This is a genomic window from Sphaerisporangium sp. NPDC004334 (genome assembly GCF_053602655.1).
Genome location: NZ_JBSGDZ010000009.1, coordinates 233,455 through 247,885 on the forward strand (window position 1 = coordinate 233,455; position 14,431 = coordinate 247,885).

19 protein-coding genes are annotated in these 14,431 nt (G+C 70.1%); all 19 read right to left on the bottom strand.

Going from position 1 to position 14,431, the window contains the following annotated elements; translation table 11 throughout:
• Nucleotides 1-80: 80 nt before the first annotated feature.
• The 19 genes from ACWEN6_RS14010 to ACWEN6_RS14100 all read right to left on the bottom strand — a co-directional run bounded on the left by ACWEN6_RS14010 (nt 81) and on the right by ACWEN6_RS14100 (nt 14,377).
• The gene (locus tag ACWEN6_RS14010; RefSeq protein ID WP_452570542.1) at nt 81-482 is read right to left on the bottom strand and encodes a hypothetical protein; all 402 of its coding nucleotides are present in this window, start codon (nt 480-482) and stop codon (nt 81-83) included.
• Complete coding sequence (locus tag ACWEN6_RS14015; protein WP_452570543.1) at nt 479-997, bottom strand: hypothetical protein; 519 nt, start codon at nt 995-997, stop codon at nt 479-481. The genes ACWEN6_RS14010 and ACWEN6_RS14015 overlap by 4 nt, the downstream gene beginning before the upstream one ends.
• Nucleotides 994-1,644, bottom strand: a complete 651-nt coding sequence (locus tag ACWEN6_RS14020; RefSeq protein WP_452570544.1) for a hypothetical protein — start codon at nt 1,642-1,644, stop codon at nt 994-996. Before ACWEN6_RS14020 ends, ACWEN6_RS14015 begins: the two co-directional genes overlap by 4 nt.
• 71 nt (nt 1,645-1,715) lie before the next feature.
• Complete coding sequence (locus ACWEN6_RS14025) at nt 1,716-2,003, bottom strand: hypothetical protein (protein ID WP_452570545.1); 288 nt, start codon at nt 2,001-2,003, stop codon at nt 1,716-1,718.
• A gap of 31 nt (nt 2,004-2,034) precedes the next feature.
• On the bottom strand, nt 2,035-2,484 hold the full coding sequence (locus ACWEN6_RS14030) for a hypothetical protein (protein ID WP_452570546.1): 450 nt from the start codon (nt 2,482-2,484) through the stop codon (nt 2,035-2,037).
• A gap of 79 nt (nt 2,485-2,563) precedes the next feature.
• Nucleotides 2,564-2,947, bottom strand: a complete 384-nt coding sequence (locus ACWEN6_RS14035; protein WP_452570547.1) for a hypothetical protein — start codon at nt 2,945-2,947, stop codon at nt 2,564-2,566.
• Between the two features lie 522 nt (nt 2,948-3,469).
• Nucleotides 3,470-4,276: a hypothetical protein gene (locus ACWEN6_RS14040; RefSeq protein WP_452570548.1), complete on the bottom strand. Its 807-nt coding sequence runs from the start codon at nt 4,274-4,276 to the stop codon at nt 3,470-3,472.
• On the bottom strand, nt 4,260-5,006 hold the full coding sequence (locus tag ACWEN6_RS14045; RefSeq protein ID WP_452570549.1) for a hypothetical protein: 747 nt from the start codon (nt 5,004-5,006) through the stop codon (nt 4,260-4,262). The genes ACWEN6_RS14040 and ACWEN6_RS14045 overlap by 17 nt, the downstream gene beginning before the upstream one ends.
• Complete coding sequence (locus ACWEN6_RS14050) at nt 5,003-6,082, bottom strand: hypothetical protein (RefSeq protein ID WP_452570550.1); 1,080 nt, start codon at nt 6,080-6,082, stop codon at nt 5,003-5,005. Before ACWEN6_RS14050 ends, ACWEN6_RS14045 begins: the two co-directional genes overlap by 4 nt.
• A 579-nt stretch (nt 6,083-6,661) precedes the next feature.
• Nucleotides 6,662-6,856 carry a hypothetical protein gene (locus tag ACWEN6_RS14055; RefSeq protein ID WP_452570551.1) on the bottom strand — a complete coding sequence of 65 codons (195 nt, stop codon included), beginning with the start codon at nt 6,854-6,856 and terminating at the stop codon, nt 6,662-6,664.
• Entirely contained in the window at nt 6,834-6,983 is a 150-nt protein-coding gene (locus tag ACWEN6_RS14060) for a hypothetical protein (protein WP_452570552.1), read from the bottom strand. Before ACWEN6_RS14060 ends, ACWEN6_RS14055 begins: the two co-directional genes overlap by 23 nt.
• 99 nt (nt 6,984-7,082) lie before the next feature.
• Nucleotides 7,083-8,987, bottom strand: a complete 1,905-nt coding sequence (locus ACWEN6_RS14065) for a hypothetical protein (RefSeq protein WP_452570553.1) — start codon at nt 8,985-8,987, stop codon at nt 7,083-7,085.
• A gap of 84 nt (nt 8,988-9,071) precedes the next feature.
• Nucleotides 9,072-9,863, bottom strand: coding sequence for a hypothetical protein (locus tag ACWEN6_RS14070; protein WP_452570554.1), 792 nt, complete (start codon nt 9,861-9,863; stop codon nt 9,072-9,074).
• Between the two features lie 14 nt (nt 9,864-9,877).
• Nucleotides 9,878-10,273 (bottom strand): hypothetical protein, encoded by a 396-nt coding sequence (locus ACWEN6_RS14075; protein WP_452570555.1) that lies wholly within the window; start codon nt 10,271-10,273, stop codon nt 9,878-9,880.
• A gap of 15 nt (nt 10,274-10,288) precedes the next feature.
• Nucleotides 10,289-10,921 (bottom strand): hypothetical protein, encoded by a 633-nt coding sequence (locus ACWEN6_RS14080; RefSeq protein WP_452570556.1) that lies wholly within the window; start codon nt 10,919-10,921, stop codon nt 10,289-10,291.
• Nucleotides 10,881-11,165, bottom strand: a complete 285-nt coding sequence (locus ACWEN6_RS14085; RefSeq protein WP_452570557.1) for a hypothetical protein — start codon at nt 11,163-11,165, stop codon at nt 10,881-10,883. The genes ACWEN6_RS14080 and ACWEN6_RS14085 overlap by 41 nt, the downstream gene beginning before the upstream one ends.
• Before the next feature lie 174 nt (nt 11,166-11,339).
• Entirely contained in the window at nt 11,340-11,729 is a 390-nt protein-coding gene (locus tag ACWEN6_RS14090) for an SsgA family sporulation/cell division regulator (RefSeq protein WP_452570558.1), read from the bottom strand.
• A 1-nt stretch (nt 11,730) separates the two neighbouring features.
• Nucleotides 11,731-13,281: a helix-turn-helix domain-containing protein gene (locus ACWEN6_RS14095; protein ID WP_452570559.1), complete on the bottom strand. Its 1,551-nt coding sequence runs from the start codon at nt 13,279-13,281 to the stop codon at nt 11,731-11,733.
• A 463-nt stretch (nt 13,282-13,744) separates the two neighbouring features.
• Nucleotides 13,745-14,377, bottom strand: coding sequence for a MerR family transcriptional regulator (locus ACWEN6_RS14100; RefSeq protein WP_452570560.1), 633 nt, complete (start codon nt 14,375-14,377; stop codon nt 13,745-13,747).
• Nucleotides 14,378-14,431 lie beyond the last annotated feature (54 nt).

Consider the following 14,431-nt stretch of genomic DNA (forward strand, 5'->3'; position numbering starts at 1 on the left):
TGCCTTTCACGGTACGCAAGCACGTGTGCTTGCGTAGAGAGGAGCTGGCCCGGCTGGTGCCGGGCCAGCGGGTGCGAGGGTTACGGCTTGCGGTATCCGTACGGGCTGCCGGTGCGGCGGAGCGTTTCGACCGACCGCGCCGAGCACGCCTGCCGGGCGGGCTTGCGTGCGGCTTCCCGCGCGTGGTGTTCCTCGACGGTCAGCGCACCGGCCTGGCATTCAGCCAGTTCCAGCCAGTGCAGCGCCATGAACAGGTCCGGTTCGTAGGTGTCGGCGTAGGAGCGGCACCGCTGAGCCAGCAGGAGCCGGTCGCCCAGGCCGCGAATGTGGTTGTCGCCGAACTCGGTGTGCGGCTTGAGGGCGGCGATGCGGGTGTCGAAGTCGGCGTCGTCGAAGACCAGGGTGTCCAGCTCGCCGCCGACCTCGCCCCTCCAGAGGACGGTCATGCCGGGGAACCGCTCGGCGTGGCCCTCGGTGATCACTGCGGCCCCGCTGTGGTGGGGTCAGGGTGGGTCGGCAGGCCATACCGGTCGTCACGCGGGCCGAGGATGACCTGGATGCCAAGGGTCTTGGCGCGGGTCAGCGCGGACGGCCCGTCAGCGGCCCATTCCCTGACCCGCCACTCGCCGTTGTGCTGGTCGACCAGGGCGTACTCGCCGTATAAGGCGACCTGGTCGCCGTGCTGGCCGGTCGCGAGCGGGCCCATCGGCCGGTACCGGTCGGTGCCGTCGGGGAGGGTCACCTTGTGCGCGGAGTGGGGGTGGCACCGGTTACACGGCCGCGGGGGGCGGAGGTTGTGCACGGGGCACGTCAACTGCCGGTAGATGCCGGTGACGGGGGTCGCCGTGGCGTGTTTGAGTTCCGCACAACCGTGGACGTGGAGCCAGGGCTGCGCGCCGTCGACGAGCAGATAGGTGTGCTCGCCGTCGGGGTCGCGGTACGGCTCGGAGTTGAGCAGCGGGATCGAGCGGCGGATCGGAGTCCACTCGGTGGTCATGCGGTCCTCCGTGCGGGGGAGGGGATGAACTCGACCTTCTCGGCCGTCGACATGGAGGTACGGACCGACCGCGCCGGGTTGACGACCGTCCAGTCCGGGCGGCCGAGGGGCCGATCGTCGTGCTTGGTCTGGATGAGGACCAGGACGCAGCCCTGTACGCCGCCGATCACGGCGGGTGGGCGCTCGGAGCCGGCGATCCGCCACGTCCAGGTGACGCCCTTCTTGTGGCGGACGATCTCGTCGCCCTCGATCAGGTCGTCCCAGGTGGGGTCGTCGGGCAGCGGCGGTGCGAACGGATGCGACTGACCGAGGGTGAACGCCTCCTGCAGGGCCGCGGCGATCGACACGGTCAGGCGGTGCGGGTTGATCCCCTGCACGGCCAGGGTCGGGGCGAAATCGCGGCGGCTCACCGTCACGGCGTCGCGGTTGGTCGCGTAGGTGAGGTGGGCGTAGGACAGGCACGCCGGCGCCTCATAGCCGCAGGGGCCGTGGGCGGCGCCGCTGCGCAACGCCTGGTTGAGCGCCGCCATGACCCGGTCGGCGACGATCACCGGGATCGGCCAGGTGTGGGTCTGCAGCGGCTTGTCCTGCTGGTCGGAGTCGACCAGGGCGAGCTGCTGCGGCCGCTGCCTGATGAAGGTGAGCATGAGATGCCTTTCTGTGAGGGCGACGCAGGGCGCGCGCCGCTTGCGTGGCGGCGCGGCCCTGCGTGTGAGGGTCAGTACTTGGTGTCGGCGTCGGCGTGCAGATCCTCGACGCTGTCGAACACCTGCTTGCAGTGCTCCATGTCGGTGCAGGCGACCTGCCCAGGCCGCAGGTCCTTCTGCTCGGGGTAGATGGCCGGGCGGCGGTACTCCAGCCACGACTGGTGGGTGCAGATGCCCTTCCTGCGGAGCGCGGCGATCAGGTTGCCCGCCCGTTCCATTTCCGCCTGCTCCAGGTCGGCGTCACGGCGGGCGTCGTAGATCGCTTCGAGGTCGGCGCCGGGGTCGTCGTCGTAGTACATGTGGGTCTCCGTGTGGTGGGGGTGGGGAGGGTCAGGTCAGGCGGACGTAGCCCTCCAGGAGCAGCCGCTCATCGGTGTAGGCGAGGAAGCCGTCCATGTCGCTGGTGGTGCCGTGGAAGGCGGACTGCTCGAAGGTGGTGGCACTGTCCGTGAGCCGCTTCTCGGTGACCGAGCAGTCGTGCGGGGCGCGCTCACGGGTGGTCAGTTCCACGATCTGGATGGTGGTGGGGTCGCCGGGCTGCTGCCGGGTGTAGAGGCGAGTGTCCCTGCGGACGTAGCCGATGCCGGTGAGGAGCCGGTGCCTGGAGTCCAGGTAGTCGCCGGCGGCGCCAGCGGTGGTGGGGTAGACGCACGTCGGATGGGTCGCGCCGTTGTCGATCTTGATAAGGGTGAGGTGGGCGGGGTCGTCGCCGAGGACGTGGAAGGTGACGCTCTCGGTGGCGCCGCCGTTGCTGGCGCGGGTGTAGGTGCGGCTGATCATGGTGTCTCCTCATGCGAAGGGACCGGCGGCGGCCGGTCCCTGTGGTGTTTGCTTTTGGGCTTTCGGGTGGGCTTGCGTACTACGGGTGCGCCGACTGGATCTCGGCGTACGCCGTGAGCAGTTCGCCGCACCGTGCGATGACGGCCTGGTTGACGCGCTGATGCAGCGTGCCGATGGACATGCCGGCCGGGGTGTCGTTCACGGCGAGGTCGTACAGGGTGTCGAACGGGGCGTCGATCTTGCCCCATTCGCTGGTCCAGGTGGACCCCGGCACGAGGGTCTCGACGGTGTTCTTGATGACCGCGTGGAGGTCTTCGATGGTGGCCTGGTCGGCGTACTGCAGCGGCCCGTTCAGCGTGTCGAGACTGATGTTCACCGCGAGGGTGCCCGGGATGATGTCCGCGCTGTCGGGCGGGGTGTCGTATTCGATGCTGTCGTCCAGAAGGAACAGGCTGCTGGTCATCGGCGCGGTCTTTCTGCTCGGTGTTATGCCTGGTCAGGGCGTGTTTTCGTCGTGCTATTCGGTTGTGACGCGATCATTGCACGTTTGGTTTCGTATACGCAACCAAACGTGCGCGTCTCTGAGAGCGCTTCTGAGACGCGCAGATCACTACCCTTACCCGAGCACGCGACCGCTGATGATCGCTGGTGTGCGACGAGCACAGACGCAGCGATGACGGTCAGGGACGCAAGCGAGTGCGCAAGCACCGACGCTTGCGTCAGCCGCGAAAACACAAGGACGCGCCGAAACAGAATCTACGTTGTAAAGGCTGCGCCGGGGCCCCACAGAAACCCCCTTCGCGTTCGAGTGACCGCCGCACGGGGCGGGGCTTTCGGCACCGATGGCAAGGGGTATGCCCGAGTGTCCGGTATAGGGAGAGCGGCAGCACCATGACGGGTGCTGCCGCTCTCCGATGGGGCCCCGCCTCTGGCTTTACGCTGTAGATTCCTAGTCTGCGGAACCAGGTACGCGGCTCTCCTCGCGCTACGTGCCCGCCAGGTGGTCCTCGTAGTGGCTCCCGTACTGCGAGGCGGCGAGGTCATCAGCGCAGTCCACGCCGCACACCAGCTCACCCTCCGAACTCCACCACCGGTTTCCCGGCTGCGGAGACCGGCGACCGCAGTTGGCACAGTGCTCCACCTCCGAGCCGGGACAGTTGGCCCGATCCGAACCTGCGGGCTTGTGTCGTGTCCGCCAGAAGTCCCGCAGGAACGCCGACGCCGGCGACACCCGGTCGTAGGCGTCGGCGCTGGGATTCATGACGTGGCCGGGCACTTGATGGACCTGGCCGGGGACGGTGTACGCCAGCATGGCGGCGGTCCGCAGGTCCACCGTTGTCACCTCGGCCCACGCCAGGAAGTGCAGCAGCCGCCTCCAGGTGTCGGAGTGCGCGCGGGCAACCTGGTCGTTGACCATGTTGGCCACGGTGTCGGACATGTTGGCCGCAGGGATCGACCCGGCGGCCATTCCGAGGGCTGGCCCGCCGGCCTGATGGGAGCCGCCGCGCAGCGACAGCGTCGCGTGGACGGCGAGCACCGCGGCGAGCGCGTTGTTCTGCGTGGCGAGCTGGGCGGTGGGCTGGGCGGCGTCGGCCGTGGGTAGCGGCAGGCCCGCCTGATGCGCCGCGCCGTACAGCGGGAACGGCTCGAAGGAGAAGAACGTCTGCTGGCCGAGGTTGCCCTGGATGGGTTTGCGTGTCAGTTCGCGCATCCACGGGCCGGAGGCAGGTTCATGTTCGGCCAGCCACCCGCACAGCTGCATCAGGTAGGCGTACTCAGGCGTCGTCGTCATCGTCGTCCTCGGCGGAGGTGAAGTCGGCGGCCTTGGCCGCGGCGTAGGAGGGGAAACCAGCCATCTGCGCGAACTTCTCCTGGCCCTGGCGGTTGGCCTCGGCCAGGTGAGCGGCTCCGGCGGCGACCTCGGCCGGATCGAAGTCTGCGAACGCGGCTTCGCCGAGCCGGCGGATATGGGTAATTTCGCGGATGAGCTGGATGCAGGCATCGCTGTAGCCCTCGGGGAAGCCGTCGGACGCCGGAGGGAGCGCGCCGGGCCTGAGCGCGCGCTCGTAGCGGCCGGCGAGGACCTGCAGCCATGCGTCTTCCGACAGGGAAGGGTCCTCAGGTGGCTTGCTGATCGAGTCGGCCGCCTGCCGCATGGTGACGCCCCACATGATGCGGGCGTTGCGCAGGGCCTCCCCGGTGAGGGGCTTGCTGGGCTGGTAGGTGTCGGCGCCGGTGCGGGCGTACAGCAGGTGGGCGTATTCGACGGTCGGGGGGTTAAGGACGGCGACCTCGATGTCGGGGTAGCCGTCCTTGATGCGGGTGATGGTGCTGCGGTTGATCTTCGTGAGCCGCTCGACGTCGGCCGGTTTGACGCCGGCGGCAAGAGCGCCGAGAACGAGGGGGTTGCGGCGCCGGGCGAGCTCGGCGCTGGCCTCTCCCCAGGCGTGCAGGGCGTCTTCGGCCAGTTCGGCGTTCTCGAACGCCAAGGCGGGTTCGCTGCTGGCAGGTATGCCGGTCATGTTGCACACGCTACAACGTCGATGTTGCACGCGCAGCCTGATTGTTGGTGCGCGTGCCGCAAATGTTGGGCTTCGATCACCCGGGCCGCCCTCGGGCTGCTGGCCGCCAGCAGAGCGCGAGCCCTCGCGGCCGGGCCCATCGCGTCCACCGCCCCGGCCCTGGCCTGCGCGGTCGCCGCGCGGAGCGCCGCCTGCTCGGCGCGTCGCTCCTCGATGGCGCGGGCCGCGATCTGCGACGGCAAGGGGCCGGTAAGCCGCCCGCTGGAGTCACACCACTGCGCGAGCCGGTGACGAACCCAACCGGCGAAATTACGCAAGCCCGGGGGCTTGCGCTCCAAGAGCAGCAACGCGTCGTACATCGTGCCGCCAGCGGCCAGCAGGGGCCGCAGCAGCGAGCGCAGGTGACGAGCCGACACCCCGCGCAGCTCGGGCGCTGCGGTTTGCAGACGCTGGCACATCACGAGTTGATCATGCTTCGTTGCCGACGTGACGGCGGCCGGGGAGGCATCGAGGGGTGCCGCCGGTTCGGACGCTGCTCGCGCGCGCGCGAAAGGGAAAGATTCTTCCCCTAGAGAACTACCAACAGCGGGGGTCCGAGTTAGCTCTGACGGGACTGTTTGCGCAGGCCAGGGCGGTTGTTCGTCTCGGCGCGCTGACCCCGATGCTGCCGATGCTGTGTCGAGCGGGTCGGGGTCGTCGACCTGCACCAGATCGGCGGGGACCAGCAGCAGATACTCGGCGGCGAGGTTGCCCAGGTCGGCATCGGCGCCGCCCCGGTACCGGGGGGTGGACCCGGGCGTGACGATATACAGCAGGCCCTGCTGACGGAGCCAGCGCAGGATCGACGCCAGCGTCGACCGGCCGATGTCCGCGGCGCGGGCCAGCAGCGGCCACGTTGCGCCGAACTTGGGCGCGGTCACCATGAGCGGGTCGACCCGCGCGGCGAGGAGCTGCACCACGCGCGCCACGTTGCGCTGCCAGTCGGCGCGGCGGCCGGTCAGGCCGGCGAGATGGCCGACAGCCTGTCGCCACAGGCGCGGCTCAGGTGCCGGGATGGACCCTGCGGGCAGGGACACCAGCGACAGCGACGGCTGGTCATCAGCCTGGCAGTGCGCTGGGGATGTTGAGTGGCGACACGCGGCAACTTCTGTTTTCGTGCATACGCCGCTAGCGCCTTGGCGAGATGCTATGGTTCTCTCCAGACGTGAATAACGCAGACACGCCGAAGGCGCTGAGCTCAACCGGGCGGCCAAACCTTTGGAGCTAGCTACGGAAGCGTGTCGATGAAGTTTTCGGTCGGAAGGCGCCTCGCACTGCGGGGCGTTTTTCGTTTGTCCGGGGCGACTCCTGAGTGACGTCAGCGACCTGGGTGGTCAACGCCACAGCATGCCACGTAATGACATGCGTGTGGTTCGGTTCTGGGGACCGGGCGTGTCGCGGCCCGGACAGGTCTGCGACCTGTCAGCGGTGATCACACCGGTCGCAAGCATCTTCGCACATCCGAACACACCACCGACACACCCGCAGACCAGGCCACATAAGGCCCTGAAACCGCTGCACGAAGCCCCGAGCGGGCCAACCGGTCAATCATGCGCGCACCCCCGCAACGCCCGTCACGGGCCGCTCCAGAGGTGCGCGTGATCAACTGACATGTCCTACTTGAGGTATCTCTCGAACTGCCCGGCCGTGTGCACCACCACCTCAGCGTCGACGCCCTGGCTGTGATGCTGGATCGCGAGTTGCAACGCGATCATCTTCCGCAGATCGGCCTCACGGAACCGGGTGGTGTCGATCTGCCACACCACCGGCGCGGCCCGGTGGCCGTCGTCATTGGTGGTCGTGTTCGCCATCGGGGTCCTCCTGTGGATGGTCGTAGGCGTAGCGGACGCTGTCCGGCTCGCCCATGTTGGAAGGCCGCAGCCGCTCCTGCTCCGGCCACGTCACCTCACTCATCGGGACGATCTTGGGTCGTGACATGATGAGGCTTCCTCTCTGAGGAGCCCCGGGCCGTCTGCTCTTGGTCGGGTTGGGCGGCCCGGGGCGATCGGGTATCGGGTGTCGCAGGTCCCTGACGCATCACCTCCCTTGACCGGCGTGGACGTAGTCCGGCCCCTTACGCCAGACCCGCTCGGCGGCCACCAGCGCCTGCAACGCGGCCTTGACCTCACCCAGCGAGCACCCCTGGATCCGCCGGCTGCACGCCGCGACGATCGACCCCATGTCCAGTGGCCCGGCCGCGGCCGCCAGGACCTCCTCGATGGCGGCCTGCACGTCCCCCGAGGTGGTCTGCTGCGGGGTGTCCTGCGGCACGGCAGGCCGCCGGCCCCGGGCGCGCCCGTGGAAGTACTCCTCGTAGAAGCCGAGGGTCGCCTGGTCGAACGCGCCGGCCGCAGGCCGTGAGGCGATGGCGAACTCGTCGCGGGGGATGAGCGGCCGCATGGTGGCCTGACGGCGGTCCAGGCCACGCAGGTAGCCCAGCCCGTGGGTCTTCTCCCCGTTGGGGAAGTACTCGGGCAGCTTGGACGGGTCGTTGGCCAGGCCGACCATCTTGTGGTCGGTGCTGGCCCCGGTGCGGAACGCCGCGACGCTGCCGCCGGCGGCGATGTTCGCGCGGAACGCCCGGTTGCGGCCGAGCTCGCCCAGGTCGAGGTTCTGGGTGTAGATGTCCAGGCTGATGCCGGGTTTGCGGTAGGTCTTCGACCCAGGCGCGAGAAGTTTGATGGCCTTGGGGCCGTAGGTCTCGTCCTGGAACAGCAGCGGCGCCTCCTCCACCACCACGTAGATCAAGACCATGCCACCGAGATCGGGATCACCGGGCAGCAGGTAGGGCTTGCCGATGCGTTCACGGCCCTGCTCGTCGACCCAGTGGACGTGGGAGATGTAGTGCGCCCGCCGCCCGGCCACGTAGTCCACGGCCTGCAGCTCGGCGTAGGACTGCTCGATGCCCTCGCCGTAACGGTGGGTCTTGCCGTTCCAGCTTGGCTGGCTGGAGCCGTCCTGGGCGTCCAGCAGCACGACGGCGATGACAGGGCACTGGTGGGCCAGGCACATCTTCGTCCCACCGAACTTCGACTTGCCGGTGCCCGTGGTGCCGCAGTTCAGGCCCATCTGCGCGCCGCCCGTGACGGTCCACCACGACCAGTGCGCGGGCCGCAGGTCGTTGAAGTAGGCAACCCGGGCGATGCCCGTGCGAACGTCGATGGCGGTGCCGTCGTCCTCGAGGTACCGCTTCTGCAGCAGGTTGTCGCCCCGGGAGATGACGGTCACCTGGGCCTGGCTGCTGTTGCCGTCAGGGGTCTCCTCGATGGTCACCTGGTCGACCCGGCCCTCCCACGCCGAGGCGACGGTGCCCGCCCCGGTCTGCAGCTTCGACAGCTCGGTCTTGCCGGGCTCGCCGATGATCCGCGCGGTGAACCCGCCCGGCACCGCGACCGGCTTGTCCAGGTGGGTGCCGGTGAACACGGCGTTATTGGGGACGACCCGCTCGGCGTACTTGACCTGCTCGGGTGACAGCGCCTCCAACGCCGGCTGCTCGGGCTCCGGCCGGGGAGGTGGCGTGGCGGCCGGGTCGGGCCGGTGACGGTACCGGGTCTGATGCTCGCGCCAGAACGGCGCGGCCAGCAGCGGCATGACGCAGCCCGCCACCAGCGCCATCCCGCCGAACACGCCCCACAGGTAGGCCGGGACCAGGTACGTCAGGCCGCCCACGATGGCGATCCCGAACGGGCTGCCGCCGCTGCGTTCCATCCAGATCAGCACCACGGCGACGACCGTGACGACCGCGGCGATCCTCCACCACAGCGCCAGCTCGGCCGCGGCGACGAGCATCGCGGTGCCCTGCACGCCGGCCAGGCAGGCGAACGGCACCAGGTTGACCAGGGCACGGCGTTGCCAGTGCGTGGTCCTGCGGGCCGCTCGCACCACCTGCTTTGACCGGGGCGCAGCGGAGGTGTCCTGTTCGGTGCCGGGGGTGCTCACCATGGGTGTTCTCCTCGTTGAGGGGGCGGTACCTGGCGGGTTGGGCCGCCGCCCCGCGCCGAGCGCGCGGAGCGGCGACCCGACGCGTCAGTTGTTGACCAGGGCGTCGATGGCGTCGACGACGGCGGTGAGCTGCTTCTCGTACAGGGCGGCCGTCTCGGACACGTCGGCGATCTTGGAGACGATGTCGCCGTTTTCGGCGAGCTTGCCGAGCTGGTCGGCCTGGATGCCGTCGATGGCCACCACGTCGTTGCCGGCGTTCTCCGCCGCGGTGGCGAAGACGATGCGCAGGCTGGCGAGACCGGCCGCCTCCTGGTTGTCGAATGTCATGTCGGGGTCCTCTCGTGGTTGGTGTTGAGGGTCTGGCTGGGGGATCGGGTCCGGCGTGCGCCGGGAGTCGGAGTCGGCTTGCGCATCGGCTTGCGCACGCGCTTGCGTATCGGGGTCAAGATCCGGCTGATCGAGGACCTGCTCGACTTTCACCGGGTCGTCTGGGTCGGTGACTTCGACGTCGACCGGCTGCGTCAGCTTGTAGGTGCGGTAGGCGTCCCGGCCGCCCTGCCAAGCCGTGCGGGCGACCCGTGCCGTGCCCACCGTGACGCGGTAGGCGCCGTAGGTGGTGCCGCCCACCGCGATGGCGCTCCACCCGGCGAGTTTCAGCAGCGCGGCGGCCCAGCGGCGCGGGTCTTTCCATCCGGGATGGTCGCGCCGCAGGTGACGTTGCGCCCGCACGTAGCCCGCCCGGGTCGCCGAGTACCCGGCGCGGAACTCGCGGCCGGCTTGGCTGCTCCCGGCTCGCCAGGCTCCTGCGGCGGTGACCCGTACGTCCTTGCGGAAGACGGCGCCGCCGATCAGCGCGGTGAGCACCGCGAGCAGCACAAACGGGATGATCATCACTTCACCTGCTGCACGACGGTGTCATAGCCCTGTCGGGCCAGGTCGCCGAGGAAGGGGAACACCGCCGAGCCGGTCATGAGGACCACCGTGGCCAGCGACAGCAGCGGCAGGCCACGCAGCGGCTTGTCGACCCTGCCGTCCTTGGCGTCGGCGTAGTAGAACCCGCCGACCAGCAGCAGCAGGCACAGCGCGATGATGCCGATGACGATGTTGGTGGTCTTGTCGGTGATCAGGCCCGCCAGGGACGCCACCAGGGGCACCGGGCCGAGCCCGGCCGCGACCATAACGATCGCGGCCAGCTTGTCGGCGGTTTTCCACCACCGGCGCATGGGCAACGCCAGGCACACCAGGACGGCCGACAAGGCCAGTCCACCGAAGATCAGGGCGAGCATGAGGGGAACCTCGTTTCACAGCAGGGACAGCAGGATGGTCAGCGCGACATGCAGGCCGGTCACGGCCAGCCGCGTCGGGTAACGCACGATCCACAGCAGCGGCTGCAGCGCGGCGTTGAGGGGAATCACCAGGCCGAAGCCGTACACGCGGTAGGCCACCCGCACCGGCCGCGACCGGGCGGGCGGTGCCCAGTACAGCGCGCCGAGCTCGGCCAGCGACGGCAGCACCGCCGGCGGCGACTCCACCAGCCGTGTCGGGTACCACGCCAGCCACAGCGCCGTGTGCACCGCCGCGTTGACCGGCAGCACCACCATCAGGCCGTACGCCCGGCAGGCCCACCACAGCACGCCGATGTCGCGGGGCACGCCCGGCACGGTCTTGTACTGCTCGGCCAGCTCACGCACCGAGGGCAGATGCTCGGCCAGCACCGCGGTGTACATCTCCACGCCGCCGACACGTAGCGCGCGGGCCAGCGCGTGACGGCCCGCGTCGGCCGCCCGCGCGAGCAGCCCCGGCCCGGCCGCCTGCGCGGAGACCACTTCAGCAGGGCCACCGTGCAGCGGCACGACCTCGGCCAGGTGCTCGGCGTCGACCGGCTGGCGGGCCTCATCGGCGGGGGCGAACGGGTCGGCGATCCGGGGAATCATCGGCTGCGGCCTCCTTCCGCGCGGCGGTCTGCGTATCGATGGACAGGGTCACCTCGACCAGGTTGGTGGCGATGCTCGCGCGGGCCATGTCGGCAGCGGCCTGGTCGACCCGCGCCAGATCGGCGAGCGCCGCGGACAGCCCGTCCACGGCGATGTCCAGGCCCCGGCGAGGCGTCACCGCAGCGGCCACCGACGCGGCGAGCTCCTCCTTGCGACGCTCGTACGAGGGGGTCTTGCGGCCCACGATGATCTGCCTCCGATGGCTACTGGCTGTGACATCAGGTAAGGTGGCCTCGCGCGCCCGCGCGCGGGCGCCTACGCGCGGCCGCGCGTAGGCGGCTCGGATCCGCCCTGGTCGGCGGCCATGGCCACGGATCTCGCCTCCCAGCAGCCGTCACGGCGCGTGATGCTCGCGGGGTCATGACGCACCACCCAGCAGCGCGGCGAACGCGCCGTCCCAGTCGATTCGCGCGCCCTCTTCACCGAGCGGCACCAGTTCGTAGGACCGGCTGAGCGCCCAGTCCACGAGCGTGCGGCGCACCCGGAAGGCACGGCCGTCAACGGTGATCCACAGGCGGTCATGCTCCGGTGTCGGGCTGACCGCCACAGCGCCGCCGTGCGCCAGGTCGTAGCGGCCCTGGTCGAGCAGGCACCGGTCGAACGTGGCGGCGACGCCGGCCTCGGCCGCCTCCAGGACGAAAGCGTGGGGATCGCGGCTGTCGTATGTCAGGTGCGCGATCAGCGTCTCGCTGTCCCCGGTCTCCGGCTCCAGCGCCATGTACGTGGTGAAACCCCTGAGTGCGTCCATGTCAGTCCTCCGTCTGTCGTGTCGTGTCGTGTCCGGCGGGCAGGCCCGGCGCCGGGCCGTCTGTCGCCTGTCGTGTCGTGTCACCCGGCGGTACCAGGCCGTCCGCCTCGGCGCGCTCGATGTCGCGTTGCACCGTGCGGACCGTGACGCCGAGCTGTTCGGCGACCTCGCCCTGCGTCGGCTTCGGCTTTTGCCCCAGCAGCTCCACCACGCGGGCGACACGCTCGGAGACCAGCCACTTCGGCGCGCCTTTGTCGCCTGTCGTGTCGCCCTGTCGTGTCCGGGCTGTCGTGCTGTCGTGTCGTCTCTCGGATGCGGCGATGGCGCGTCTCTGTCGTGTCGCCTGCCGCCTGTCGTGTCGCTTCGGCGGGCGCCGCCTGTCGTCCTCGGCGGCCTGTCGTGTCGCCTCTCCTGTCGTGTCGACTGCCGCCTGTCGCGTCGTGTTCGCGGGCGGGAAAACGCCCCCGGTGTCGCCCCCCGTTCGGTGGCCACGCCAGCGCGCGATCACTTCATCCGCTTCGGCGTCAGCAGCCGCCTCCTGCGCGGCGGCGCGGCTCGTCACACCGGTGGAAGCGCTGGCGACGAGCGGCGCGATGATCTCGGCCCGGCGGCCACGGAGACTGAGCGCACCCGCGATGGCCATCTCCCCGCGCCGGTCCCGCTCGGTGGCCGCCGCGGTGTCGTCGGCGGCTGGCTGCCAGAACGGCCGCGTCTGCAGCTCCAGAAGTTCCGCCGTGTTGTACAGCGCGCCGAGCTGGGCGAGCATCCGCTGCTGCTTGTCGGAGTCCTGCGCCAGCCCGGTGTGTTCCACCGCCCGGTCCATCGCCTTGTCGAGCCTGGCCAGCGCGGCGCGCATCTTGCGGCCGGAGGCGCCGGCCTGACGCAGCGCGCGCGCCCGCTTGGCGGCCAGGGCGACGCGGGTGAGCCTGCGATGGGCGTCGACCTCGCTGGCGGTGCGGTCGCTGACCTCGGCCAGCCCGAGCCGGACCATGGCGCGTTCGGGCGTCAGCCGCCACTTGATGCGGGAACGGCCGGTGATGCGGTGCCGTTCGATCGCCATGCCGCGCTCCCACAGCCACGCGGCGACCAGCGGAGCGGCCAGACGGAAGATGGCCTCGGCCATGCTGCGGGCGTCCAGGCTGGACAGCACCGCGGAAAGGCTCGTCAGCGCCCACACGGCGATGCCGTCGATGCCGGCCGAGAAGTTCTCGCGCATGTTGCGGCGGGCGCGCACCGCGCTGGTGATCACCGCGACCTCGATGAACGCGAACAGCAGCAGCCGCAGCGGGCCGTCGAAGCCGAGGACGTCGCCGGAGAAGCGCCACATGCCCTGCGCGGACACGCCGGTGGCGATGCTGGCGGCGACGATGGTGAGGATGTCCTCCGCCGGGCGGTTCTCGGCGAACTTGCGGTAGGCGCGGGAGCCCGCGCGGTAGGCGGTGCGAAGGACGAAGAAAGTCAGAACCAGAACGACCAGGGCGGACACACAGATGATGGCCGTCTGACCCGGATGTTCGGCTGCGAACGTAGATATCTGCTCGAAGGGGGGCATCAGCTCTGTCCGTCATTCTCGATGTCCGACAGGATTACCGAGAGGATCATTCCAGAATATCGCCGGGTTGTTCACACCAATGCGCATTCGTCTCCGGAAAGTCACCCCGCACACCAGCCCCAGAGGCCCCGCGCATGCCCCCATGGCCGGTGGATCCCCCCATGGCCGGCGGATTCGCCCATGGCAGATGGGTTCGCCCATGGCCGGAGGTTCGCCCATGGCCCCCGCGCCGCGCCGTCGGCCGTCAATGCTTCACAAGCCGCCGCGCCGGCATGCCCACCACCGCTCCCTGAGTGCCGCCGCGACCTTCCGCCACCGCCCGGTGCCGCAACCGTGAGCGGTGGCCGGCCGGGGTGCGGGCGACCGAAGATGTGCCGCGGCGCGGCTCCATCGCGGCCCCGGGCGGCGCGGCTCCGCCGCCCGGGGCGTGGTGACCTTCCCCGGGGACATGCGGCGTCCGGCTCTAGTGCTCCGCCGGACGCCCTTCGTAGGCGATGTCCTCCTGGGCGAGTCTGCGCAGGGCGCTGAGGACGAGGTCTCCGACGGCCGTCCAGACCACGGCGGTCTCGAGCATCGTGTGAGAGTCGGGCTCCCGGGCGATCAGCCCGAGATCGGCCTCGGCGACCTGGCGTGCCGCCCGCGCGTACTCCGGCAGGAGCGTGAGCTGCCCGGTCTGGCCGAGTCGGTAAAGAGTGGCGAGCGCGGAGGCCAGCGTCCGCCGTGCCGGGTTGGCCGCGCGGACCCGCCAGCCGAGCTCTTCGATGAGCGCCTCGGTGTGCTCGGTGGCCGCCGCCCACGCCTCGTCCTCGATCACCGGCCGCGGGGTCGTCATCGCGAACTGGGCCTTGCCGGCCGCGTCGATGACGCTCATGCCCGGCGCGTACATCTGGCCGAGGACCTCGCGCGTGGCGGCGACGCTGAGCCCGCCGACGCCGATGAGCGCCTTGATCACCCTGAGCCGGTGCAGGTGGCCCTCGCCGTACCGGGCCTGGTTGTGGCTGGTGCGCTCCCCGGGAGGCAGCAGCCCTTCGCGGAGGTAGTACTTGATCGTCGGCACGGGCACGTCGGCACGCCGGCTCAGCTCGGCGATGCGCATCGATTCCTCCAGCGGTCACCCCGGAGTAGCCCGGTGGGGCTTGTCAGCGTACCA